The organism is Francisella sciaenopsi (genome assembly GCF_045862875.1).
Lineage (GTDB): Bacteria > Pseudomonadota > Gammaproteobacteria > Francisellales > Francisellaceae > Francisella > Francisella sciaenopsi.
Genome location: NZ_BTHG01000001.1, coordinates 399,218 through 425,408, shown reverse-complemented (window position 1 = coordinate 425,408; position 26,191 = coordinate 399,218). Strand labels below are relative to the sequence as shown.

Here is a 26,191-nt window from a genome sequence, read left to right as displayed (position 1 = left end):
TTGAAACACTACATTTTTAGTGTTATAAACTTAAATGACACTTGTCGATTATGTATAAATAAAGGAGTTTAAGACATGAATAAGAGTGAATTAGTAAGTGCTATAGCTAAAGAAGCAGATGTTACTAAAGAAGTTGCTAGCAACACTCTAGATGCTACTATTGCTGCTGTAACTAAAGCTTTAAAAAATGGTGATAGCGTTACTCTAGTAGGTTTTGGAACTTTTCAAGTAAAAGAAAGAAGTGCTAGAGAAGGTAGAAACCCTAAAACTGGTGAGACGATCAAAATCGAAGCTTCTAAAGTTCCAAGCTTTAAAGCAGGTAAAGGTCTTAAAGACGCTGTAAAATAATAAAAAATTGCAAAAAAAGTAATTTTTTGAAAGGCATGCTTAACAGTATGCCTTTTTTTTATCTATAATATCTATAGTTTAATAAAGCAGTAATTATTTAAGGTTGATAAAATGTTACAGTCTTTCAATGATAGGCTCAAAGGTCCATTCACATGGATTATCATTATTTCTATAAGTTTTATATTTGTCATATCTGGTATGACATTTTTTTTCACGAATGTTGGCTCAAGTAGATCTTATGTAGCTAAAGTAGGCGATAATGAGATAGGTCTGCAACAGTTTCAGCAGTATGCTCAAAATGCTACAACAGAATCACAAAAGAGAGCTGTTTTAGATCAGATGATAAATCAGTATTTGATTCTTGCAGATGCACAACGTCATAATATTGTTGTGTCTAAGTTGGCTTTACAATCTGCTATATTTACAAATCCAATGTTCTTTGATAAAGATGGTAAATTTTCTGCAGATAAACTAAAGCAGGTTGTTGAATATATTGGAGGTATGAATAGACTAGAGCAGATTCTAAGTCAAAATATTCAAGCAACAATGATTCCTAAAGCTATAGCTGACACAGTAATCACAACAGACTATGAGAAGAAGCTGTTAGCAAGTATTTATTTGGTTAATAAGAAAATAGAATATTTGAAAATATCTCCAGTAGATTTTCAATCTCAAATAAAGCCAAGTCAGCAAGACCTAGAAAGTTATTATAATGCTCATAAAAATGATTATATAAATCCGGCTCAGAAAAATATTAGTTATTTCATAATTAATAAAGAAGACTTTATAAGTAAAAATAATATCAATAATGATGAGTTACAAGAGTATTATGAAACTCACAGAGAATTATTCAAAGATTTTGATGATAATACCAAAGCATCGATTCAAAAAATAATTCAAAATAGAAGAGCTTTAGAGCAGTTTAATAGCTATACTCAAAATATTGACAGCGTGAAATTTGCCGAATTAGAAAAGACTTTAGGTAAGGCTAAAACAGCTAGTATTGTAAATAATGATGAATCAACAATATCTGCGCTTACTAATGCTCAGTTTTTTGTAAATACTGATAAGTATGGAAGTATTCTAGTAGCTGACGATAAGCTTCTAGTATATCAAGTAGATAAATCTCAGCAAGCAAGTCAACAAAAACTAGCAGATGTTAAAGATAAAGTATCTAAAGCTTTTGTTGCACAAAAATCTCAACAATTAGCTATAGAAAAATCGCAAAAATTACTTGATGACTTGGTTAGTGATAAAAAAGTAAGTATCAGTTTCAAACAAGCAACTGTTGATAGTAACTCGAAGTCATTTAGTAAAGAATTTAATGGTTATGTAATGTTTAATACTAATAACCAGTATCATAGCTATCAAGCAGATAATGGTGATATATACATATATAAAGTTATTAAGGTTGAACCTCTTAATAGTAAAAATGCCAAGTTACCTGGTCAGGTATTAAATGCAGCTAAGGAAGAAGAGTTAAACTTCTATTTACAAGTAGTTAAGCAAGAAGTTCCGGTTAAAGTTAATTACAAAAATATCTAAATGAATAAACTAATCTATGGTCTTGCGGGACCAACAGCATCTGGTAAAACTTCTCTATCAATATCTATTGCAAATAAAATTAATGCTGAAATAATTAGTGTTGATTCATCACTTGTCTATAAAGGCATGAATATTGGTACAGCTAAGCCAACTTTGGATGAGCAAGGTGGTATTAAACATCATTTAATAGATATAATTGAGCCGACAGAAAGTTTCTCGGTTGCTGATTTTATAACAAATGTTAATAAGATTAAAAAAGAGATTTGGAGTAGAGGAAAAGAGGTTTTGCTCGTAGGCGGAACGATGCTTTATTTCAAAGGTTTGATAGAAGGTTTATCATCTTTGCCTGAATCTCAACCAGAGATAAGACAAACTTTAGAATTAGAAAGAAAAGCAAAAGGTTTACAATATCTTCATCAGCAGCTAAATAAAATGGATCAAGAATCTGCTAAGAAAATTAATCCCAATGATCAGCAAAGAATATTTCGTGCTTTAGAAGTAATTATGATAACTGGTAAAAAATATTCTGAACTTGTTAAAACATCTAAAGTTGGTGGGTTAGAGGAGCAATTTAAACTATGTGCTTTGGTACCTAATGACAGATCAATTCTGCATAATAATATTGAATTAAGATTTAAACAGATGCTTGATCGAGGATTTCTAGATGAAGTTCAAAGCTTACGCAAAAATCCTAAGCTTACTAAAGAAACTACAGCCGTCAGAAGTGTTGGATATCGTCAGGCATGGGAATATTTAGATGGAGACATTAGTTATGAGGAGTTTGTTAAAAAAGGAATCGTAGCCACTCGCCAACTTGCTAAGCGCCAACTTACATGGATTCGTAATTGGAAGGGTGAGATTAATTTAGTTGAGGCTGAAAGCCAGAGTAAAGAACAACAGATTCTAGAATATTTTGATTGTAAGAGAAGTTAAATAAATGAAAAAGATAATAGCAGTAATTTTAGTGTCTTTAATAATCTCAAGCTGTAGTATTTTGTCAAAATCAACATCAGATATAACAACAATAAAAATAGATTATAAGAAAAATATTTTAGAAGTCGATAACTATAATGGTAATAATTTTAATATTGAGATCATTAATAAAAAAACTAATTCAAATAAATATTATGCTAGTGAGAATATAGTAGTTAAAAAAGGATCACATGATTATAGGCTTAGATTTAACCAATTAAGTCAGAAGCTAGTTGATGATTTATTAAAAAATCCAAAACTTAATACTACGTATATTTATACCTCTTTAGAGCCTAGTAAGGATTTTAAAAATGCTTATTCATTAGTTTACAAAAACCTATCAATAGTTGATTTAGGTAATCTTAAAGGTGAAGTGTTATTTAATTCACTTATTACAGATAATTTTTTTAAAGTTTCCGGCATTAGCTCTAGCAGGGATGGTGGAGTTTCAAATTTAGAAATATCAACACTAGTTGCACTAGATTCAGATAAAACTATTACAATTGGGGGTATTCCAGAATTTAAAGAATCTACACTAGAGATAAGTCCTCTTGAATGTGCTAGTATGGGTACTGCATGTGATGATGGGCGTAATCATTAAATAAAATTTGCTGATAACTCTAAATATTGTTAGAATATACCGCGAAGTTTAATTGTTAAACTTGATAAAATAATAACTATAACAAAATAATTAAAAGGAAGTGAGACAATGTCAAGAATATCATCTTTACAAGACCCGTTCTTAAATGCTTTAAGAAAAGAAAAAGTTAGCGTATCTGTATATCTAGTAAACGGGATCAAACTACAAGGTCAAGTAGAAGCTTTTGACCAATTCTGTATCGTACTTAGAAATACTGTAAACCAAATGGTTTATAAGCACGCAATTTCTACTATAGTACCAGCTAAGAGTGTTAGAATGGTTTATAGCTCTTTTAACCCATATCATCAAAATACAAACGATGATCAAGATGAGAATGTAGATGATATTCATTCTGATGAGCTTGAAGTTCAAGAAAATCAAGAAAACATAAACGAATAATAATCTCTATTCTTTTTTCTTTAATAATTCCATTCGGAGTAATGTAAATGGAATTTTTCGAATCTTATGAAGCAGGTAGTAAATGCTTGCTTGTAAATATAAATTTTAAATATCGCCGTGAACTAAATGCTGATTTAACTGAACTTGAAGGTTTAGTTTTAGCAGCAGATAAAGTTGTGTTGGAAAGTTTAGATTTCAATCACCCTGAACCTGATATCAAATATTTTTGTGGTATGGGTAAAATGGAGATGATCAAAAATAAACGTGATGAGTTAGAAGCTGATCTCGTTGTGTTTAATCATCCATTAAGCCCATCTCAAGAGAGAAATATTGAGAAATTTCTTGAGTGTAAGATTATGGATAGAACGAGACTAATTCTTGAAATATTCTCACTTCGAGCAAAAACTCATGAAGGTAAACTTCAAGTTGAACTAGCGCAACTAAACTATCAGTCAACACGTCTAGTCAAAGGTTGGACGCATTTAGAAAGACAAAAGGGTGGTATTGGTGTACGTGGTGGACCAGGTGAAACACAGCTTGAGATCGATAGACGTTTAATTAGGCAAAGAATTAAACAAATTACCCAAAAGTTGGAAAAAGTAAAACATCATCGTGATTTAAGTAGATCGTCACGAAAGAAAAATAATATTCCGACAATATCATTTGTTGGTTATACCAATGCTGGCAAATCAACGCTATTTAACAAAATAACAAATGCAGATGTTTTAGCTAAAGATCAGCTCTTTGCAACACTTGATCCTACTTTGCGTAAAGTAATTGTACCTAAACTAGGTGAAGTTATTTTTTCAGATACAGTAGGATTTATTAAGAACTTACCTCATGATTTAGTAGAAGCATTCCATGCAACTTTAGAAGAAGCTATAGAGTCAGACCTTCTAGTTCATGTGATAGATTATGCAGATGAGGATTATAAAAGTTATATTGAGCAAGTAGAAAAAGTTCTAAAAGAAATAGGTATTGCAGATAAAGAGATGATCTGTGTATATAATAAAATCGATAAAATTGAGAATGCTTATGCTGGATTCGTTCCTATGGATGATTCAGACTCAAGTGTGGTTGGCAGAGTGTATCTGTCTGCTCAGACTGGGGATGGTATTGAAGAGTTTTATCATGCGTTGGCTACATTTTTTAATAAGTCATGGGTTAGTGAAACTTTAGAATTACCACCTAAATATTCAAAAGTTAGAGCTATGATGTATGAGCTTGGAGCTGTTGATGCTGAGGATATTTCTGAAGACGGCAACTATCTGCTTAAAATAAAAATTTCAGAAGATGATTTTGAAAGATTTAAAAGAGAATTTGATTTAGATTTAGAAGAGTTCTTTGTTAAATAGTTTCAATCTTATTTATACTCAGGAACTTCAATTGGATCCTTAAATATTCCAGCACCAATAAATTTAGAGATAACAGGAGTTGATGATATTTTAACCGTAATAGTAGATAAATATTTTTTGACTATCTCATCTGAGGCAGCCACAGATAAGTTGGTAAGCCCGACTTTTTGTTTTCTAGCTATTATATCTTTTAGTCTATGTTGCCACTTATCAAAAGCGATATTATGATCACCTTTTGCTTTATGAAGTTCACCAGCTAGGACATAAGCTTCAACAATTGCAAATATACTTCCTAGCCCCATTAATATAGATGGGCAAGCAGCTGAGTCTCCAACAAGAGCGACTCTTCCTTTATGCCAAGTATCCATGCGTATTTGACTGACTTTATCAAAATAAATCTCTTCTACACTATCTAACTTATTAAGAATATCGGGAGTTTCCCAGCCAAAATCACTGAAAGATTTTTGTAGTAACTCTTTTTTTTGTTCTAAAGTTACTGGGAATTGTTTTACAAGGTCAGCATCTAATGTAAACATAATTAAAGTTTCATCTTGGTCTAGACACACTCTAGCTACTTGTTGTTTTTCACCCACACTTAGAGCATAGGTATATTTCTCATAATGATTGTAATCTTTGAGAGAAAGAGCCGCGACATATTTATCTAAGTCATATTCTTGATATTCTGATTTATCAAAAGCGATGCTACGTATATGAGAATTTAAGCCATCAGCACCTATAACTAAATCAAAATTTTCTTTAGCTCCATCACTAAGATGAGCAGTTATAACTTTATCTTTTTCTTCTATTTTTTCGATAGATGTACCAAATCTAACGTCTATACCTTTACATGCTTTATAAATGGTTTCTGCGATATCTCCACGCTTGATACTTAGGAAGTCATCATAATTATCAGTGATTAATGAAGAAACGTTTATTTTAGAAGATCTTCTACCATTTTCATCAAAACAGTGAATATTTTTAATTTGATATGACTTTGCTTTAAGTTGCTCAAGAAGTCCCATTTTTTTCATTATTTCACAAGCTGGACCCCAAAAGTCTACTAAATATCCGCCAGTTCTAAATTCTGGAGCTTTTTCAAAAAGAGTAGGCTGAAATCCATATTCTCTTAGCCACCATGCTAAGGTCGTACCTGCTATACCAGTACCATTTATTGCAATTTTTTTCATTTTCATATTCCTAGGAAATGTGTCTCTAATATAGATTTTAGAGTTATATTGATAGTTATTCAATACAGCTTTACTATGCATTTAGCATTTATTTGTAGATAGTGCAAAAAATATAGGAAAATTTATATATAATAGTTATGGTAAAAAATATTTAACATTATTTTGAATTAAAAATTATAGGAATAATTACTTATGATAAAAAGGCTAAAACAGAAGTGGTTTTGGAGTAAAAACTCTGAGCAAGGACCACCAGATTTAGAAGAAATGATTAAAAAGTTCTTTGGCAAAAAGTCAAAAAAGAACGATGATGATAATGAGAGTATTTATTCAAAAAATGCTAATAAAAATAAACCAATGTTTGATAAACCTCCTGTGGCTAAAATTACATCTATAGTTATAGCGCTATTGATTGTAGCTTGGGTTGGTTTTGGTTTTTATGTAGTGCAACCAGCTGAACAAGCTGCTGTACTTCGATTGGGTAAATTCTCTAAAATGGTAGAGCCTGGTCTACATTGGCATCCTATTGGTATTGATAAGGTATATAAGGAAAATGTCCAAGAGCTTAAAACTACATCATTAAAGCGTGATATGCTTACATCAGAAGAAAATATTGTTCATATCTCTTTTACAGTTCAATACCGTATCGTAGATCTAGAAAAATACTTATTTGCAAATGTTAATACAACACAGTTATTACAACAAGCTCTAGAAAGTGCAGTTAGACAGGTTGTTGGTGAAAATAAACTAGAACAGATATTAACTACTAATAGAGCTGTGATTACTCAACAAGTTCGTAAAGAGATGGAAGCGCTATTACAGTCTTATAATACTGGTATATATATTAGTGAAGTGATTATGCAGCCAGCTCAGGCTCCAGAAGCTGTTAAGAGTGCATTTGATGATGTAATCAAAGCTCGTGAAGATCGTGAAAGGGAGCAAAATGAAGCCGAAGCTTATGCTAACAGAGTTGTACCAGTTGCTCAAGGTAAAGCCCAAAGAATTGTTGATCAAGCAAATGCTTATAAGCAAAAAGTTGTTTTAGAAGCACAAGGTGAAGTTGCTCAGTTTGAACAGTTATTACCAATATATAAAAAATCTCCTGATATAGTTATGAACCAAATGTATTTTAATACTATCTCTAATGTGCTACAGCACAATAAGATCTTCTTAATAGATGGAGATGGCGCGAAAAATATTTTTTATGGTTTAGATAATGCTCAAAAGCAAGCATTATTACCAAACACTCAAGGAGGTAACTAGGATGAGTAAATTTTTAAAAATATTCTTAGTACTTATAATAGTTATATCTGTTGTAGTGTTAAGTACTAAATTTATTGTTAAGCAAGGATCAGAAGCAGTTATTTTAAGACTAGGTGAACTAGTAAAAGATAAAAATGGTAAAGCAGTTGAGTATGAACCTGGCTTACATGTTAAGATTCCATTTATTGATACAGTTAAAACTTATGATATGCGTAATAGAGTATTAGAAGCAGATTCAGCTCGTGTTGTGACTAAAGAGCAGAAAGATGTTTTGATTAATGCGTATGTGGTTTGGAAGATAAGTAATAACAATATTTCAACATTCTATACTAGTACAAGTGGAAGTGTAGAACGAGCGGAAACTCTGTTGAAACAATTTTTAGAATCTTCTTTAAGAGCTGAGGTTGGTAATAATGATATTCAAAGCTTAATTAATAATAATCGTGATAAGTTAATGATTGCTTTGACAAATAGTGTACAAAAGCAAGCTAAACAAATTGGTGTTGATGTCATAGATGTAAGAGTTAAGCAGATTGATCTACCAGATACTGTTACAGACTCTATTTATCAAAGAATGAGATCTTCACGTCAGAAAGTCGCTGCATCAATTAGAGCAGAAGGTAAACAGTTAGCTGAAAAAATTAATGCAGCAGCAGATGCTAAAGTTACTGTAACAATGGCGGAAGCTGAGAAAGAATCTAAGATTATAAGAGCTGAAGCTGATGCGAAAGCTGCCAAAATTTTCACAGAAGCTTACTCAAAATCTGTTCCATTATATGAATTCTTAAAGAGTATGAACTCTTATAAAGAAAGCTTTAATGGTAAAAATGAAGTTGTATTTATGCTAAAACCAGATAGTAAGTTTTTCCAAGGTTTTAAATTAGAACCAGATAGTAAGCTTGCTGAAGATATGAAGGAAGCAAAATAAAAATGACTAAAGTGAAAGTGCTTTTTGTATGCAAAGGTAATATTTGTAGATCACCAACAGCTCATGGAGTTTTTAGAGATATTGTCAAACAAAATGGCTTAGAAAATTATATCCATGTTGCATCTTGTGGTACAAGTTCACGTATGTGGGGACATGAGGGGCATGGGGCTGATTTGCGCTCTTTAGAAATGGCTAAAAAATATGATTGTGATCTTTCGGATCAAGTTTCTCAGCAGTTAGAAGAGTCTAATTTTGTAGAATATGATTATATTATTGCGATGGATCAAGAAAATATTGATACAATGAGAGAAATGTTTCCAAAGGCAAACTTTTCAAAAGTATCAAGGATGTTGCAGTATGCTCCTACGATCGAACTAACTGATGTACCAGATCCATATTATGAAAGTAATTTTGAAAAGGTCTTTTTGATAATAGATACAGCATGTCATGGTCTTTTCGAAAAAATAAAATTAGAGTACAAATTATGAACTACACTAAAGCAAAATATATAATGGGTGCAGCAAAAGTTTCTCAACTTCCTGAAGATATAGGAGTAGAAGTTGCCTTTGCTGGACGTTCAAATGCGGGTAAATCGAGCGCGCTTAATACTCTTACAGACCAAAAAGGTCTTGCTAGGGTAAGTAAAACTCCTGGTAGAACTCAATTAATTAACTTATTTGATTTAGGGGACAATAAGAGATTAGTTGATTTACCTGGTTATGGTTATGCAAAAGTTTCTGAAGCCATCAAAAAACAATGGCAAAGTGAGATGGAGAACTATTTGACATCTCGTAAATGTCTAGAAGGAATTGTGCTTTTAGTAGATTCTCGACATGAGCTAAAAGAGTTTGATTCTTTGATGATTGAAATGGCGATATCTTTTGATTTAAATTTACATATTCTTTTAACAAAAGCAGATAAGCTTAATAATAAAGAAAGAGCGCAAGCAAATAAAATGATAGAAAGTTTTTTAAAAACTTTTATCCGTACAGATAAAATTTCATATCAGTTATTTTCTTCACTAAGTAAAATGGGCTTAGATAAGTTAAAAGAAAGGCTTGATGTATGGTATCAGTAATATTCAAAATATTCGTATCATACATAGTTTATCAATAGTTACATAATTAATTAAAATAGCCTATATAGAATATTCAATTCTAAGTTAAAATACTTTAGTATAAAGTAGATTTAAAATCTTTTATAAATATATGAGGTAATTCTAAAGAATGTATAAAATATTAAACTTTTACACCAAAGAAGAAGTTTCTACAGATAGTTTTGTGTTTGCTGGGGAGAATGAGCCTTGGGAAATCCAGATGAATATTGATGAAATTAGTAAGAAAATCAACAAAGATTATTTTACTCAAGCATCACCATGTTTATCTAAATATATACCATTTATGCCAATAAAAGATCCATCAAGCTTTGTATCTTTAAGAGAGGCAGCTACACCATTGCTTAAGAGTAAAATTATAGGTAAAGAGTTAGGAATTAACCTATATTTTAAAGTTGAAGGTAAAAACCCTACAGGTTCATTTAAAGATAGAGGATCTGCAGTTGATATAACAGTTGCAAAAGAACTTGGTGCTAAAGGGATAGTGCTAGCATCTACAGGTAATATGGCTGCTTCATGTGCGTGCTATGCGGCAGCTGCAAAGATGCCTTGTTTTATTATTGTGCCAGAAGGTGTAGCAGCTTCTAAATTAGCTCAGGTTATGTCTTATGGTGGTAAAATAGTTCAAGTTAAAGGTAGTTATAATGAGGCTGCAAAATTAGCTTATGATATTGCAAAATCAAAAGATTTCTTCTTGGCTGGAGATTATGCATTTAGAGTCGAAGGTCAAAAGACAGCAGCATTTGAACTTATTGATCAGTTATTATTCCAAGTGCCAGATGAGGTTATAATACCTATAGGTTGTGGTACAAACATGACTGCTTATTATAAAGGTTTTTGTGAGTATAAAGAGTTAGGATTTATTAATTCTTTGCCTAAGCTTACTGGTGTTCAATCTACTGAGGCAGATACCTTAGCTAGAGCATATCAAAAGAATCAAAATAGAATCGAACCTCTAAAAACAGCTAATACAATAGCAACAGCAATAGCTGTGCCGTATCCTATTGATGGTGATAAAGCTATAGATGCTATATATAGCACAGGTGGAGAATCTACCGCGGTCACAGATATGAAGATGTTAGAAGCACAATATCTATTGTCGACTAAAGAAGGATTATTTGTGGAGTTAGCATCAGCGTCAACTATTGCACATTTACTCAAAAAATATGAAGAAGGTAAGCTTCAAAAAGGAAGCACAGTAGTATGTGTACTATCTGGAGAAGGTCTAAAAGATCCTGCAGTAGTGCTAAAATCTGCTATTCAGCCACCAATTATATATCCAGCAGAGGCTGATTTTGACAGACTTTATAATAGTCATTTCTTTGATAATAAGACAATGTTATTCATAGAGCAAAATGAAGTGATATTTGATGAAGTACCAACTCTTGAAGAAGTTAAGAAAACTCTTGGTAAATTATTTGGAGCAAATTATGATGAGAACTTCTTAGCTAAGGTCAGAGAGCTAATTGAGAGGTTCTTAGTTAAGGGTAAATCAATTAATGTATCAGATATACAAGATATTATCCAAGATGCTACTGAGATGGCAGATGCTATCAGTAAAGATATATTAGATGTTAAGTCATTTAAAGTAAATGTAGAACTAGATCAAAAATCTGTAGCTGAAGTTACTGTCAAAGTCGCAGACCAATTATATTTTGCATCAAGTTCAGGTGTTGGGCCTGTTGATGCTGTTTTAAATGCTTTATGTAGGGCATGTCCTAGTGATATTAGCTATAAGCTAACTGACTATAAAGTGAAAATACGTGGACAAGGTGCAGATGCTGTTGTTTATGTAGAGATGAGCTTGGAAAAAGAAGGTATTAAAAGTATTGGTAAAGCAGTTTCTCCAGATATAATTCAAGCTTCTGTTGAGGCATTTATAGACGCGTATAATATAGCGTATGCATAAGATTTTTTTGAAAGGTGAAAATTATGACAAAAATATTAAATAAATATAGTAAAAGACTAACAGAAGATAAATCTCAAGGTGCATCACAAGCAATGTTGTATGGCACGGGTATGAGCGATAATGATATGCATAAATCTCAAATAGGGATTGCTAGTGTATGGTATGAGGGAAATACTTGTAATATGCATCTAAACCAGCTTGCACAGTTTGTTAAAAATAGTGTTGAAAAAGAAAATCTTAAAGGTATGAGATTTAATACTATCGGGGTTAGTGATGGTATTTCTATGGGTACGGATGGTATGAGTTACTCTCTACAATCTAGAGACCTTATTGCAGATTCAATTGAAACTGTAATGTCTGCACACTGGTATGATGGATTGGTATCTATACCTGGTTGTGATAAGAATATGCCAGGATGTATGATGGCTTTAGGTAGACTTAATAGAACAGGATTTGTGATCTACGGAGGTACTATCCAAGCAGGCGTTATGCGTGGTAAGCCAATTGATATCGTTACAGCATTTCAGAGTTATGGTGCTTGTATATCTGGGCAAATCACAGAACAGGAGCGTCAGGAAACTATCAAAAAAGCATGTCCAGGAGCTGGAGCATGTGGTGGTATGTATACTGCAAATACTATGGCATGCGCTATAGAAGCTTTAGGTATGAGTTTGCCATTTAGTTCATCAACGCCAGCAACTTCTGTTGAGAAAGTACAAGAGTGTGACAAAGCTGGAGAGACAATTAGAAACTTATTAGAGCTTGATATTAAGCCAAGAGATATTATGACTCGCAAAGCTTTTGAAAATGCTATGGTGCTTATCACAGTTATGGGAGGTTCTACTAATGCAGTGCTTCATCTGTTGGCTATGGCAAGTTCAGTAGATGTTGATTTAAACATTGATGATTTCCAAGAGATAGCTAATAAAACACCAGTTCTAGCAGATTTTAAACCCAGTGGTAAATACGTAATGGCTGATTTGCATGCTATAGGTGGGACTCCGGCAGTGATGAAAATGCTATTAAAAGCTGGTATGTTGCATGGTGATTGTTTGACAGTAACTGGTAAGACTCTAGCAGAAAATCTCGAGAATGTTGCCGATCTTCCAGAAGATAATACAATCATACATAAGCTAGATAATCCTATTAAAAAAACTGGCCATTTACAAATTTTAAAAGGTAATGTCGCACCTGAAGGATCTGTAGCTAAGATTACAGGTAAAGAAGGGGAAGTCTTTGAAGGAGTTGCAAATGTTTTTGATTCAGAAGAAGAAATGGTTGTTGCAGTAGAAGAAGGAAAAGTTAAAAAGGGTGATGTAATAGTTATTCGTTATGAAGGTCCTAAGGGTGGTCCTGGTATGCCAGAGATGCTTAAACCAACATCACTTATAATGGGTGCAGGTTTAGGCCAAGATGTTGCTTTAATTACAGATGGACGTTTTTCTGGTGGTTCTCATGGTTTTATTGTCGGGCATATTGCTCCAGAAGCATATGAGGGTGGTATGTTAGCATTATTAGAAAATGGTGATAAAATCATTATCGATGCAATTAATAATGTTATAAATGTAGACTTGTCAGATCAAGAAATTACTCAAAGAAAAGCTAAGTGGCAAGCACCTCAGCAAAAGGCAACTAGAGGAACTCTTAAGAAGTATATAAAAACTGTTTCATCAGCTTCAACTGGTTGTGTTACAGATTTAGATTAAAAATTTGTAAAAAAAACTACTAAATATACTTTTTCTATTTAAAAATTTCAAGTCCATGTCTATAATGATTTAACATTTGGGAGATTAATAGTATTTCTAAATGATGTTAAGTGTTAAAAATATTGAATAAAGGAGAGTGCTTAAGTATGAAAATAACAGGCTCTCAAGCCATCGTGAAATCATTGGAAGCTCAGGGTGTTGATTGTGTATTTGGGTATCCTGGTGGTGCTATTATGCCTACATACGATGCTTTGTATGAGTCAAGGGATAAAGTTCATCACGTTTTAGTTAGACATGAACAAGGTGCTGTGCATGCCGCTGTAGGCTATGCTAGGGCTACTGAAAAAGTAGGTGTGGCAATAGCAACTTCAGGTCCGGGTGCAACAAATCTTATCACAGGGATCGCTGATGCTCAGATTGATTCTGTTCCTCTTGTCTGTATTACAGGTCAAGTTTTTAGTCCATTATTGGGTACAGATGCATTCCAAGAAGCGGATATTATTGGTATGTCTGTAGCAGCAACAAAATGGAACTATCAAATAACTGATCCTAATGAAATACCAGAGATATTCAAAAAAGCATTTGAAATAGCATCAAATGGTAGACCAGGCGCTGTGCTTATTGATATTACAAAAGATGCTCAAGTCGGTATGATGGAGTACAAAGAAGCTGTTGGTAATAAGCTAGGAAAATGGCTACATAAGCCAACAATAAATATGGATGATATTCTAAAAGCATCAGAATATATCAACACTGCTAAAAAGCCTATTTTAATTACAGGTCATGGAGTTATGCTCTCTGGCGCGGAGGAAGCGGTACTGAAGTTAGCTGAGAAGGCAAATATACCTGTTGTGAGTACTTTACTAGGTTTGTCAGCATTTCCTTATAATCATGAGTTATACAAAGGTATGTTAGGTATGCATGGTAATTACGCAGCAAATGTTCTTTGTAATGAAGCTGATGTGGTAATTGCTGTGGGTATGAGATTTGATGATAGAGTAACAGGTGATTTGAATCACTATTTGCCAAATGCAAAGATTATCCATATAGAAATTGATCCTTCTGAAATTAATAAAAATGTTAAAGCGGATATTGGTATTAATGCAGATGCAAAAGAAGCACTAAATTGTTTGTTACCATACATAGCTAATAATTCGCATAAAGAGTGGCATGAAGAATTTGCGTCAGAGCATGATAAAGAAGTAAAGGCTATTATAAATAATGAGACTATGCCTATAGATGGTGAAATTAAAATGGCAGAGGTAATAAGTCTTTTATCTAAAGCTACTAATGGTCGTGCTATAGTGGTGTCAGATGTTGGACAACATCAGATGATTACAGCAAGATATTATCAATTTCTAGAAACTAATTCTCATATTAGTTCAGGTGGTTTGGGAACTATGGGATTTGCCTTGCCTGCTGCAATTGGTGCAAAAATGGGTGTTAAAGATAACAGGACTGTCGTTGCTGTAATAGGTGATGGCGGTTTTCAGATGAATATCCAAGAACTAGCAGTGCTTAATCAAGAAGGAATTAATGTAAAAATTCTAATATTAAATAATTCATTCTTAGGTATGGTTCGTCAATGGCAGGAATTATTTTTTGAGAGTAGATACTCTTATACAAAAATATCATCACCGGATTTTGTGAAAGTTGCAGAAGCTTATGGGATACAATCTGAAAGAGTAAGAGAAAGAAAAGATCTAAAAGATGCTCTGTTAAGATTTCTTAATTCTGACAGTTCATATTTGCTTGAGGTAATGGTAGAAAATCAGGAAAATGTTTTTCCTATGGTTCCAGCCGGAGAGTCGATTAGTAACACAAAGCTAGGTATAGAGGAGTAGAGCTATGAGTGAAAATATATATTTTATAACAATGAATACTGAAAATACTCTTTGTGTGTTACAAAGAATTTCCTCTGTTCTTTCACGTAATCGTGTAAATATAGAACAGTTAACAGTGTTTGAAACAGCAAATAAAGGTATTTCTCATTTCAACCTTGTGGTACATGGTACACAAGAAAAAATAGAAAAAATTGTAAAAAAACTAGCAAATGTGATTGAAGTAATAGATATTAATATTACAAATTGTTTACCAATGCAAGGAGCTGTCGTAAGTGACATTCCTCAAAATGTTAAAACAGTTAGTCAAAAAAAAGCAGCTTAATTTAAAAATCTAGGAGAAATTAATAAATGGCAAAAATGAAATTTGGTGGTGTAGAAGAGACAGTTGTAACACAACAAGAATTTACTTTAGAGAAAGCTTTAGAAACTCTAAAAGACGAGACTATCGCAATTATTGGTTATGGAGTGCAAGGACCAGCACAAGCTCTTAATTTAAGAGATAATGGTTTTAATGTAATAATCGGGCAAAGAGAAAACTCTAAATCATGGGACAAAGCTATCGAAGATGGTTGGGTTGCTGGTAAATCTCTATTTAACATTGCTGAAGCTACTGCTAAAGGTACAATTGTTGTTAACTTATTATCAGATGCTGGTCAGATTGCTTCTTGGAATACTATTAAAGAGAACCTTAAGTCAGGTGATTTATTAATGTTCTCTCATGGTTTTGGCGTGACTTATAATGAGAAAACTAGCATTATTCCACCAGCAGATATTGATGTTGCTTTAGTAGCACCAAAAGGTTCTGGTACTAGTGTTAGAAGATTATTCTTAGCTAAGAAAGGTATCAACTCAAGCTACGCAATCTATCAAGATGCTACAGGTAATGCTGAAAAAAGAACTTTAGCTTATGGTATAGGTGTAGGTTCTGGTTATTTATTTGAAACTACTTTTGAAAAAGAAGTTTATAGTGATTTAACTGGTGAGAGAGGTGTTCTTATGGGTGCTCTTGCTGGAATTATTGAAGCTCAATATGAAGTTTTACGTGCAAATGGACACTCTCCAAGTGAAGCTTTCAATGAGACGGTTGAAGAGTTAACACAAAGCTTAGTACCTTTAGTTGCTGAAAATGGTATGGACTGGATGTTTGCAAACTGTTCTACTACAGCTCAAAGAGGTGCTTTAGATTGGGCTCCTAAATTTAGAGATGCTACTAAAGATGTGTTTGCTGAGTTATATAATGAAGTAAAAAATGGTAATGAAGCACAACGTACTATTGATAAAAACAGTCATGCTAACTACCGTAAAGATCTTGAGAAAGAACTTGAAGAACTTAGTCAAAAAGAAGTATGGCAAGCTGGTAAAACAGTTAGATCTCTTCGTCCTAATAAGTAATTAAATCATAAAACTATCATCTCTAATATTTATCTATAAAAATTTATAAATTTACTTGGAATTATAATAGATATATCCTTTGATTAGGCTATATTCTTCAAAAAATTCTCTATAAACTCTATTCTTTGTTCAGCAGTTTTAGTGTTTTTTGTGATGAGTAGATCTTGCTCTTTCGTGATTCTAAAATCAGCAGGCTGAGCTTGAATCAGTTTTATCAGCTTTTGGGGCTCAAATTTAGTAGTGTTAGCAAAATTAATCTTACCAGATGTGGCAAACATTTTTATTTGTCCAATGCCTAGACTTATAGCATCAATTTTGATGTGAGCAACTTTTAGAAGATATAACACTTCAACAGGTAGCCTACCAAAACGATCAATAAGTTCAATTTTTATATTTACTAGTTCCTTATGATCGGCTTTTGAAATTCGTTTATAAATGTTTAACCTAGTATTTACATCACTAATATAGTAATCAGGAATTAGTGTTGGAATATTAAGTTCAACTTCACAAACTGTTGAGTTAATGACATCTTCAATATTTAGCTCCTTGCCAGCTTTAAGATTAGCAATCGTTTTATCTAAGAGATCCATATATAGATTTAGACCTATACCATCAATATTACCACTTTGTTCTTGTCCAAGAATCTCTCCAGCTCCACGAATTTCTAAATCATGGTTTGCTAGTGTAAAGCCACCTCCAAGTGAATCAGTGCTACCAATAGCCTCTAATCTTTTTGTAGCATCTTTTGTAATACTACTTTCACTAGGAACTAGCATATATGCGTAAGCTTGATGGTGGGAGCGTCCAACTCTACCTCTTAATTGATGTAGTTGTGCTAAACCTAGATTATTAGCATCTTCAATAATTAAAGTATTAGCATTTGGAATATCAATACCAGTTTCAATAATTGTAGTACAAAGTAGTATATGATATTTATTATGTTTAAAGTCAAACATTATCTTTTGAATTTCTTTTTCACTCATCTGACCATGAGCAATAGCTATTCTCAAACGAGGGAATAGTTCTTGGAGAATTTCTTTTTTCTTTTGAATAGTATCAACTTTATTATAAAGATAGAAAATTTGCCCACCACGAATGGTTTCACGACTTACAGCTTCACGGATTATATTATTATCATATTCCTTAACAAATGTTTTTACAGATAAACGTTTAGCAGGGGGAGATGCAATAATTGATAGATCACGAAGTGCTGAGAATGCCATGCTTAAACTACGTGGAATAGGAGTTGCTGACATTGTCAGAATATCTATTTCAGCTTTAAGGGCTTTTAATTTTTCTTTTTGCGCGACACCGAAACGATGCTCTTCATCAATAATCAATAAGCCCAAGTTATTAAAGTCAATTTTTGAGGATATAAGCTTATGTGTGCCAATTATTATATCAACAGTACCTTTTTTGAGGTTATCAAAAAGCTCTTCTTGTGCTTTTGCTGTTTTTGAACGAGTGATAACTTCGATATTTACAGCAGTATTAGCGAATCTGTCTTTAAAACTATTATAGTGTTGTTGAGCTAAAATAGTTGTAGGTACTAGAATTGCTACCTGCTTTTGATTTTGAGTTGCTAGAAATGCTGCTCGCATGGCGATTTCTGTTTTACCAAAACCAACATCGCCACAAATAAGCCTGTCCATAGGCTTAGCTGATATCATGTCTTTGAAGACATCATTTATCGCTAAGAGTTGATCAGGAGTCTCTTCATATGGAAAGTCCGCACAGAATCGTAGATATTCTTCTTCATCTAAAGAGTTACTGAATCCTTGTCGCATTTCTCTTTTTGCATATATTTCTAAGAGATTAGCAGCAACATCAATAATCTTTTTGATAGTCTTTTCTTTTTGCTTTTTCCATTTATCTGAACCAAGTTTATTTAATGCTATTTTTTCAGTAATAGAAGAGTTATAAATAGAAATTAGATTTAATGAAGTGATTGGCACATAAATTTTTGCATCATTTGCATATCTTAGAAGTATAAACTCATCTTTTTTTCCATTTAATTCAATACTTTCTAAGCCTTCGTATCTGCCAATACCATGATCAATATGGACTACATGCATTCCTGGTTTTAGATCTGTCAGATCTTTAAGGTCAACAGTAGGGTGATGATCATGTTCTGATATCTTAGAAGAATTTTGAATATGCTCAGGAAAAAGGTCTGATTCAGTGATTAATATGACTCTCTTATCAATTATTACACCTTCTTGAAATGGAGAGATAATTAAGCAAAATTTATCTTTGATTTTAAGAGCATCGTCAAAACTTTTTGCAATTCTTATATTTAACTGTAACTTATTCAAATGCTCTAAAAGTATTTCACCACGTCCATTGGAATCAGTTGAAAATATAACTTTATCAAAATTAGAGCTATCTATTAATTTTTGTAAATCCCTAAAAGGATTAGCTAATTTATAGTTTGCTGAGATTTTTTCTAGATGATTTATATTTAGAGTTTTAGACTTAGATTTTGGTTGTTGGAACCATTTGATATGTTGATGTTTTTCATACAGATCTTTGACTTCTTTTTGTGAATAAAAAAGTTCTTGATATGGTAAAACAGGTCTATCAATATCATGCTTTAACTCGTTATATCTATATTTAACTTCTTCTGAGAATGCTTCAATTGAGTTGCTAATATTGTCAATAAGGTGGATATTTGCGGACTTTGGTAAGTAGTCAAATATACTAACAAGTTCAGGATAAAATAATGGTAAATAGAACTCTATACCACTAAAGTATTCATTATTTTTTATATATGTTGCAATAGTTGACTTTTGAGCTTGCTCGCCACACAATGTTTTAAGATTTTGTAGTGCTAAAGAAGTATTTTGTGAATTATAAATCAGCTCATGTGAAGGCATAATATTTATAGATTTTATTTCTTTGCCAGAACGTTGAGTTTCTGTATCTAACTCTTTGATTGTATCAACCTCATCATCAAAAAGATCAATTCTAAAAGCTACTTTTGATCCAACTGGGAAAATATCAATAATACTACCACGAATACTAAATTCACCTTTTTCAAAAACATTATTTACTAAGGTATATCCAGTTTCTGTTAGTAATATTTTTTGTTTAGTTATATCTAAGCTATCGCCTGTCTTAAGTATGAAACTATGTTCTTTGATAAACTTGGCAGGTGGAAGTTTTCTTAATGTATTTGAAATACTTGTTATTACTAGAGTGTTTTTAGGATTCTGTGTAAGTTTATGCAATATTTCTTGTCTTCTTGAGATAATGTCTATTGCTGCAGAAAATCTATCATAAGGTAGTATTTCTAAGTTAGGAAAATAGAATACTTCTATTTTTGAGTCTTTATTTAAATACTTTAATTCATCATAAACTCTATGTGCTTGTTGAGAGTCTTCAGCAACTATTAGATTAAAGTCGCGATTTTGTTTAAGATATTCGTTAAACAGGATACTAAAAGAAGAACCATAAGCATTAGACACAATAGTATCTTTTGCAGATATTTGATTGTTGAGCATTGAAACTTAGTAGATTAGAAATTATTAGAATAAATAATAATATAAATTAGTCTCTATCGCCAGCTACAGCACCAAAGATTTGTAATAGAGTTACGAAGATATTAAATAGAGAAACATATATGTTAACAGTTGCTAAGATATAGTTAGTTTCTTCACCTCTTACGATAGCATTTGTTTGCCATAAGATAAATCCACCAGAGATAAATGCAAACACTAATGAAATCACAAACCCTAAAGCAGGTATCTGTAAGAAGATATTAAGCACTAAAGCAACTATTGCAACAATAGCACCTATAGCGCAGAATGATCCTACTCTATTAAAGTTTCTAGCAGGGCTCATAGCAACCGCAGATAGACCTAAGAAAATTAGACCTGTAGTACCAAAAGCCATCATTATAAGCTCAGCACCATTTGAGAACTGATGAATATATAAATTTAGAATTGGGCCTAGTGAGTATCCTAATAGTCCAGTTAGTGCAAATGTTAAAACTATTCCCATAGGAGAGTTTTTAGTGGCATTGATACCAAACAATAGACCAATATAAACTACAAGCATCAGTATAGGGTTTAATACCGCAGCACCTGAACTCATAGCAACGAAAGCCATCAAAGCACTAAATAGTAGAGTCATTGATAGTAACCAGTATGTATTTCTAAGAACTCTGTTAGCTCTTAGTACAGACTCTTGTGATAGGGAGTCTATTACACGAGTATTGTTTTCAAAGTTATTCATTTTTTCTCCTTTTTTAAATGTTTTATATATGAATAAAATTTAATCAGCTACGATTATAGCATAATTGTATATTCTTAAATATGGGGTGCGAAGCTAAAATTACAAGAAAATTATTTATAAAGTAATAGAAATATCATATAGGAAAGACACAAATATCAAAGAAGAAAATATTAGATATAGTAGACTAGTTGTGATAACTTCATTTTTACCACCAGCAAGTATTTTACCTAGTGAAAAATATATAGGGACAATAAAAATATTTAAAACTAAAGCTAATATTGTGGCAATAATCAAAGCTAAATTGCAAAAAAGAGTATTATTGGTAAAAATAGCTATCATTAAAATAAAAACTCTAAAAGTTTCTATGTATAACATAGTTTTTATAAGATGAGATTTTGTAATTGATTCTATACGTAGAGTTATTAGTTTAAATCTCCATCCAAAATATATGATTATACATATAAAATATCCAGCTAGTAGAAATAATGATGTGCTTAAAGGTGAATTAAGATATTTTGGATTCACGACATTTTCATATCTAAGGAAACTAAGATAAAAGATTTTATTCACTGCAAGAAGACCTAAACTGAAATATACATATTTTAGAAGATTTATACCACTTTCTTTATTATTTGAAATAGTGAGAATATGCAGATAAATCAAAGATATTGGTAAGATAACCAAGTTTAGGCTACTAAAGACATTAAGATTTTGTAGCAAATAAAATAATATAAATGAAAAAATAAAGAAAATTAATAATACCCCATAAAAGCTAATATCAATTCGCTCTGTTTGATTTGTTAAAGAAGTGTTAAGTTTGTAACTATTTTTTAGGAAAAATACCAGTAAAAATATTGTTATAAATAGGTAGAATATCTTGAAACTATACATGTCCTTGAAGATTGTAATATAAGTGATAATACCTATCGCAATGCCAAGTAAAGCACTAGAGTAGACACCTATAAAGCCATACATTCTACGTAAATCTGTTTTTAAATAAAAAGCACTTAAATTAAATAGAAGATTAACAATAACTATTGCTACACCAATCCATAATACAGAGCAACTAAATAGTACAATATTGTGTATAAATGACAGAATCATAGCGATGATTATGAGCTGTAGTCCATGCACTATTGATTTGGTTGAACCGAAAAGATAATTACTGATACAGCCAAAAATTCCAGCAAAAAAGATTACAAAGAGATAATCATTCCTATTATAAAATAAATCAATATCACCATAACTATTTAAAATAGTCATAAAAGGTCCAATACATAAACATAAGCAAAATGTCATAAAAGCTATGATATGTAGACCTTTAGGTTGCTTAAAATGAATATTTACTTTAGATATTTTTTTAACATTTCTCATTATCTAAGCACTAACTCTTGTAATTTTGTTAAATAATTTTGCTCATCTGGTAGAATATTATATTTCTGTGATAGCCACATTTCCTCTGCTAGATAGTCTATCATAAGATGATGTACTTTATGCTCATCATTGCTATATTTACTAAGTAGCTGATGATACGTGGTATTTATCCCGATAGGGCGATTAGTTTGTACTTGTTCGATAATTGCTAAATGAAGGCTAATATGCAAAAAAGGATTTATTTGTCCCATCTCAGGCGAATAATCTTTATCAATGTTTTCAACAGTAATTTGCTTATGGTATTCAGGATGTAGCTCTATAATTCTAGATATTTGTTCTTCAATAGCTGTTAGTGGTTGTTTATTTAGAAACTTATTCCAGCTATCTATAAAAAGCTTGCGAAGTTGGTATCTATCATGAGAGAAAATCATAAATATTTTTCCTTATCCTTAAATTCACAGTACTGAAAAATTATACAATTACGACATTTAGGTTTTTGAGCTGTGCATATATATCTACCATGTAGTATTATCCAGTGATGTGCATCTTGAAGATACTCTTTAGGAATTACACGTAAGAGCTTTTTTTCAACTTCATCAACATTTTTACCTTTTGCTAATGGTATACGATTAGCAAGTCTAAAAATATGAGTATCAACCGCCATAGTTGGTTGATTAAATGCTGTGTTAAGAATTACATTTGCAGTTTTTCTACCAACACCTGCTAGAGATATTAGATCATCGAAGTTATCAGGCACTTGGCTATCAAATTTTTCGATTAAATCTTTACATGTTGAGATCACATTTTTTGCTTTAGTTTTATATAACCCAATAGATTTAATATATTGGGCTAACTTTTGTTCTCCAAGGGCATATATTGTTTCAGGAGTATTAGCAATTTTATATAAAACATGAGTAGCTTTATTTACACTTACATCAGTGGCTTGAGCGGATAGAATAACAGCAATCAATAGTTCGAAGTTAGAGTTATATTCAAGCTCAGTCGTTGGATGAGGGTCATTTTTTTTCCAAGTTTCAAAAATTTGGATTCTCTTCTGTCTATTCATTATTTGGTGTAGACTTTTTTCTATTTTTATATTTTGCTAATGAAGCCGCAATATAAGCTTTTTTATCTATTTCTTGAGCCGTAGCAATATTTTTATAAACAGCTCTTTGCTTAGCTTTTGTCTGGCTTACTCTATGTTTGTGATACTCATATCTATCTCGGTAGTGATTTTTTTGCTGAATATATTCACTCTGATTTAGATTTATTGGTTGCATATCAGCAGCCAATTTAACTAGAGATATACAATCCATCGGACATGGTTCAATACAAAGTTCACAACCAGTACATTCTGATTCAATTATAGTGTGCATGAGTTTTTTTGAACCTACAATAGCATCAACCGGGCATGCAAGTAAGCATTTCTCACAACCAATACACATTGATTCATCAATCTTTGCTACAGCACGAGGTTTGTATTCTCCAAGTGAGCTATCTAGTGGTATTTCAGGTTTATTTAAAAGTTTTGATAACTCTTTTAAAGTCTTTTCTCCACCAGTTATACACTTGTTGTGATTTTCGCCATTTGTAATAGCTTTAGCATAACTATAACAGTCATCATAAGTACATTTTTGGCATTGTGTCTGAGGTAGTATTTTATCAATTGCTTCTATGGATATAATCATCTTAATATAGTTCTATATTTGTTTTGGTTTCGATATTTTTTATGTAACAGTTAATACTATCAGGAATCTCAATTAAATCCCTAGCCATAGTTAGTATAAAGAATATTGGAAAAATATTTATATCATCCCAAGAGAAGTTATCACCATTGATGAAAGGGGTTTTAACAAAGGGGGCTATTTCTTTGAGAATTTTATTGATCCCTATAATCGAATCGTAGGGAGGATTTCTAAGTAGAGCATCAAAATCGCCAATGTATTGAGATTTCTTGTTTATAAAATAATCTTTAGCGCTTTGTGTTGGAAAGTCACATTCATTACGAGGATGGTGAGGAATACGCGGGTATACTATTCTACGATAATGTTCTGCTAATTTAGTAACAGAGTCTTTAACAGAGCTACCAATCGTTGATTCTGCTATCTCAAAATTTTGAGTTTTTGATATAAACTTACAGATTTCATCACTCTCTTTTATAAATGTTCCATCATCTTTTTCTAAGAAAGGAACTTGCTTAGAGCCAATTCTTTCTATATGAGCTTTTTCATCATCATTTGCTAAGATTATCATCTCATAGTCTAATTTGCTTAGATCAGCCACTAGTCTAACTTTTATACAATATGGGCAGTGATGATAAAGATATATTTTCATAGTTTTTGATATTATAAAAGTTTTAGATATTATAGCATCTCTTAGGAAGAGGTAAACTTGTTTAGCTAGTCAGAGATTATGTTAGGAAATAATAGGAAATAAAAAAATGCCAAATTTTTATTTTTATTTTTTATAAAAGACATTAGTATAAAGCTTATTTTCTTTCGGAATATCTATGTTTAAAGATCTAAAAACAAAGCAAAGCTTTACAATTGCTGCAATTACATTCTGGGGGCAATTTGCTACCTATAGTTTTAATGCTATTTTAATTTTATATCTAACAAAATCAGTACTAGATTATGGTATTGGTTTCTCAGAGAGTCATGCTTATTCATTTCAAGGTATTTACAAGGCGATGAATTACGCAATCATTATGTTTGGTGGATATATTGCGGATAGATATCTTGGTTTGAGAAGATCTATATTTTGGGGAAGTTTGCTACTTGCTTTTGCATACTTAGCTGTATTTTTAAGTGGTTTTATGGTGCATTTCAGTAATGAGTTTTTTATTTTTGCATTCGCTTTAGTCCCTGTGTGTGGCTCTTTACAGTTAGGAACCGCATCAGCTATGGTATCAAAAATTTATAGCAAAGATCCTGTACATGCAAAAAGTGGTATGACAATGTTTTATATATCTATTAACTTAGGTAGCTTACTAGCTTATTTAGTAGCTCCTTCATTAATTGGATACCAATTTGGTGCTTTAGCAGTATTAAGTGTAGTTTTTGTTGGAAAGTTAATAGCGATAGCAAACTTTTCTTATAGATATAAAATCTATGATAATGTTGTTGATGAAATTGATAAAAAGCCAATGACAAGTATGGCTAAGAAAGTTGTTTTAGGATATTTAGCCATAGTATATGTTTTTACAGTAATTTGTTATCACTATCCAGACTATGCAAATGTTGTAGTAGCAGGTATTAGCATGTTCTGTTTATTACTATTCTTATTTAGAACAATATTTTTCTTAAAAGATGATGTACGTATTAAGCAAATAGTTGGTTTGATATTAATAGTTGTAGCTGTAGTATTTTTTGTTATCTATAATCAAATGGAATCTACTCTTGTTATGGCAGCAAAAAATAACTCAGATCTCTTAATGTTTGGGTTTAGTGTAAATCCTGCGAGCTATCAGATGGTTAATCCAATTTTGATAATATTTGGTGGTATGCTACTTATAAGAATATATCCACTTTTACCAAGATTTTATATACCTTACCAATTTGCTGTTGGAGTTTTGTTGGCGGCTATAGGGTTATTTATAATGTATTATGGATTCTCTATAGCAAACAATGGCGTAATTAGTGGTAATTATATTACCTTATCGTATGTATTAATCTCGATATCAGAGTTGTTTGTAAGTGCAATTGGGCTTAGTATGATAGGTATATACTGTGATAGTAAAACAATAGGTTTTGCAATGGGAGCATGGTATATATCTTCATCTATGGCAAACTCTATTACAGGATTGTTAAACCAAGTAGTAGCTCTTCCCAAAGATGGTATTAGTACCGTAGATAGTGCTGGTTTGTATCGAAGTTATTTTTTTGACACAAGTGTTAGTGTTATGTCTGTAGGAGTGTTTGTGTTTATACTTGCATATTTTTTGATAAGATTTATGAGAAGAAAAAATATAGAATTTGTATAA

Annotated in this window: 24 protein-coding genes and 1 pseudogene; 17 read left to right on the top strand and 8 right to left on the bottom strand. The window is 31.9% G+C overall.

Annotation, left to right across the window (positions count from 1 at the left end):
• The first annotated feature begins 75 nt into the window (after positions 1–75).
• The 6 genes from ACKTR7_RS02125 (at position 76) to hflX (ending at position 5,259) form a co-directional block, all read left to right on the top strand.
• Positions 76–348 (top strand): HU family DNA-binding protein, encoded by a 273-nt coding sequence (locus tag ACKTR7_RS02125; RefSeq protein ID WP_407876813.1) that lies wholly within the window; start codon positions 76–78, stop codon positions 346–348.
• A 111-nt stretch (positions 349–459) separates the two neighbouring features.
• A complete protein-coding gene (locus ACKTR7_RS02120) occupies positions 460–1,893 on the top strand; it encodes a peptidylprolyl isomerase (protein WP_407876812.1) in 1,434 nt (477 codons plus the stop codon).
• Positions 1,894–2,826, top strand: a complete 933-nt coding sequence (miaA, locus tag ACKTR7_RS02115) for a tRNA (adenosine(37)-N6)-dimethylallyltransferase MiaA (protein WP_407876811.1) — start codon at positions 1,894–1,896, stop codon at positions 2,824–2,826.
• A 4-nt stretch (positions 2,827–2,830) separates the two neighbouring features.
• On the top strand, positions 2,831–3,466 hold the full coding sequence (locus tag ACKTR7_RS02110; protein WP_407876810.1) for a hypothetical protein: 636 nt from the start codon (positions 2,831–2,833) through the stop codon (positions 3,464–3,466).
• 108 nt (positions 3,467–3,574) lie between these two features.
• Positions 3,575–3,904 carry an RNA chaperone Hfq gene (gene hfq / locus ACKTR7_RS02105; protein ID WP_407876809.1) on the top strand — a complete coding sequence of 110 codons (330 nt, stop codon included), beginning with the start codon at positions 3,575–3,577 and terminating at the stop codon, positions 3,902–3,904.
• Positions 3,905–3,951: 47 nt separating this feature from the next.
• Positions 3,952–5,259, top strand: coding sequence for a ribosome rescue GTPase HflX (hflX, locus tag ACKTR7_RS02100; RefSeq protein ID WP_159184284.1), 1,308 nt, complete (start codon positions 3,952–3,954; stop codon positions 5,257–5,259).
• A gap of 8 nt (positions 5,260–5,267) precedes the next feature.
• Here the strand turns inward: hflX and ACKTR7_RS02095 are convergent, their stop codons facing one another.
• Positions 5,268–6,446 (bottom strand): FAD-binding domain, encoded by a 1,179-nt coding sequence (locus ACKTR7_RS02095; protein ID WP_407876808.1) that lies wholly within the window; start codon positions 6,444–6,446, stop codon positions 5,268–5,270.
• 192 nt (positions 6,447–6,638) lie between these two features.
• Between ACKTR7_RS02095 and hflK the strand changes: the two genes are divergently transcribed.
• The 10 genes and pseudogenes from hflK (at position 6,639) to ilvC (ending at position 16,599) form a co-directional block, all read left to right on the top strand.
• Positions 6,639–7,706 carry an FtsH protease activity modulator HflK gene (gene hflK / locus ACKTR7_RS02090; RefSeq protein WP_407876807.1) on the top strand — a complete coding sequence of 356 codons (1,068 nt, stop codon included), beginning with the start codon at positions 6,639–6,641 and terminating at the stop codon, positions 7,704–7,706.
• A 1-nt stretch (position 7,707) separates the two neighbouring features.
• On the top strand, positions 7,708–8,634 hold the full coding sequence (hflC, locus tag ACKTR7_RS02085) for a protease modulator HflC (RefSeq protein WP_044525974.1): 927 nt from the start codon (positions 7,708–7,710) through the stop codon (positions 8,632–8,634).
• 2 nt (positions 8,635–8,636) lie between these two features.
• Complete coding sequence (locus ACKTR7_RS02080; protein ID WP_044525975.1) at positions 8,637–9,122, top strand: low molecular weight protein-tyrosine-phosphatase; 486 nt, start codon at positions 8,637–8,639, stop codon at positions 9,120–9,122.
• On the top strand, positions 9,119–9,712 hold the full coding sequence (gene yihA / locus ACKTR7_RS02075) for a ribosome biogenesis GTP-binding protein YihA/YsxC (protein ID WP_407876806.1): 594 nt from the start codon (positions 9,119–9,121) through the stop codon (positions 9,710–9,712). The genes ACKTR7_RS02080 and yihA overlap by 4 nt, the downstream gene beginning before the upstream one ends.
• A 148-nt stretch (positions 9,713–9,860) precedes the next feature.
• A pseudogene (gene thrC, locus ACKTR7_RS02070) lies at positions 9,861–10,925 on the top strand (threonine synthase); the annotation flags it as partial.
• A gap of 159 nt (positions 10,926–11,084) precedes the next feature.
• Positions 11,085–11,657 (top strand): alpha-isopropylmalate synthase regulatory domain-containing protein, encoded by a 573-nt coding sequence (locus ACKTR7_RS02065; RefSeq protein ID WP_407876891.1) that lies wholly within the window; start codon positions 11,085–11,087, stop codon positions 11,655–11,657.
• Between the two features lie 23 nt (positions 11,658–11,680).
• Positions 11,681–13,363: a dihydroxy-acid dehydratase gene (ilvD, locus tag ACKTR7_RS02060; protein ID WP_407876805.1), complete on the top strand. Its 1,683-nt coding sequence runs from the start codon at positions 11,681–11,683 to the stop codon at positions 13,361–13,363.
• A gap of 146 nt (positions 13,364–13,509) precedes the next feature.
• Positions 13,510–15,207 carry a biosynthetic-type acetolactate synthase large subunit gene (gene ilvB, locus ACKTR7_RS02055; RefSeq protein WP_407876804.1) on the top strand — a complete coding sequence of 566 codons (1,698 nt, stop codon included), beginning with the start codon at positions 13,510–13,512 and terminating at the stop codon, positions 15,205–15,207.
• A gap of 4 nt (positions 15,208–15,211) precedes the next feature.
• The gene (locus ACKTR7_RS02050) at positions 15,212–15,529 is read left to right on the top strand and encodes an acetolactate synthase small subunit (protein ID WP_407876803.1); all 318 of its coding nucleotides are present in this window, start codon (positions 15,212–15,214) and stop codon (positions 15,527–15,529) included.
• 26 nt (positions 15,530–15,555) lie between these two features.
• Positions 15,556–16,599: a ketol-acid reductoisomerase gene (gene ilvC, locus ACKTR7_RS02045; protein WP_407876802.1), complete on the top strand. Its 1,044-nt coding sequence runs from the start codon at positions 15,556–15,558 to the stop codon at positions 16,597–16,599.
• 83 nt (positions 16,600–16,682) lie between these two features.
• On the opposite strand, the gene mfd is transcribed toward ilvC, so the two are convergent.
• The 7 genes from mfd to grxB all read right to left on the bottom strand — a co-directional run bounded on the left by mfd (position 16,683) and on the right by grxB (position 24,543).
• A complete protein-coding gene (mfd, locus tag ACKTR7_RS02040) occupies positions 16,683–20,102 on the bottom strand; it encodes a transcription-repair coupling factor (RefSeq protein ID WP_407876801.1) in 3,420 nt (1,139 codons plus the stop codon).
• Between the two features lie 46 nt (positions 20,103–20,148).
• Positions 20,149–20,835 (bottom strand): Bax inhibitor-1/YccA family protein, encoded by a 687-nt coding sequence (locus ACKTR7_RS02035; protein WP_407876800.1) that lies wholly within the window; start codon positions 20,833–20,835, stop codon positions 20,149–20,151.
• Between the two features lie 114 nt (positions 20,836–20,949).
• Complete coding sequence (locus tag ACKTR7_RS02030) at positions 20,950–22,209, bottom strand: hypothetical protein (protein ID WP_407876799.1); 1,260 nt, start codon at positions 22,207–22,209, stop codon at positions 20,950–20,952.
• The gene (locus ACKTR7_RS02025; protein WP_407876798.1) at positions 22,209–22,640 is read right to left on the bottom strand and encodes a DUF1841 family protein; all 432 of its coding nucleotides are present in this window, start codon (positions 22,638–22,640) and stop codon (positions 22,209–22,211) included. The genes ACKTR7_RS02030 and ACKTR7_RS02025 overlap by 1 nt, the downstream gene beginning before the upstream one ends.
• The gene (gene nth, locus ACKTR7_RS02020) at positions 22,637–23,275 is read right to left on the bottom strand and encodes an endonuclease III (RefSeq protein WP_407876797.1); all 639 of its coding nucleotides are present in this window, start codon (positions 23,273–23,275) and stop codon (positions 22,637–22,639) included. Before nth ends, ACKTR7_RS02025 begins: the two co-directional genes overlap by 4 nt.
• The gene (locus tag ACKTR7_RS02015) at positions 23,268–23,897 is read right to left on the bottom strand and encodes an RnfABCDGE type electron transport complex subunit B (RefSeq protein WP_407876796.1); all 630 of its coding nucleotides are present in this window, start codon (positions 23,895–23,897) and stop codon (positions 23,268–23,270) included. The genes nth and ACKTR7_RS02015 overlap by 8 nt, the downstream gene beginning before the upstream one ends.
• Position 23,898: 1 nt before the next feature.
• A complete protein-coding gene (grxB, locus tag ACKTR7_RS02010; RefSeq protein WP_407876795.1) occupies positions 23,899–24,543 on the bottom strand; it encodes a glutaredoxin 2 in 645 nt (214 codons plus the stop codon).
• A gap of 175 nt (positions 24,544–24,718) precedes the next feature.
• On the opposite strand from grxB, the gene ACKTR7_RS02005 reads away from it, so the two are divergent.
• Positions 24,719–26,191, top strand: a complete 1,473-nt coding sequence (locus ACKTR7_RS02005) for a peptide MFS transporter (protein WP_407876794.1) — start codon at positions 24,719–24,721, stop codon at positions 26,189–26,191.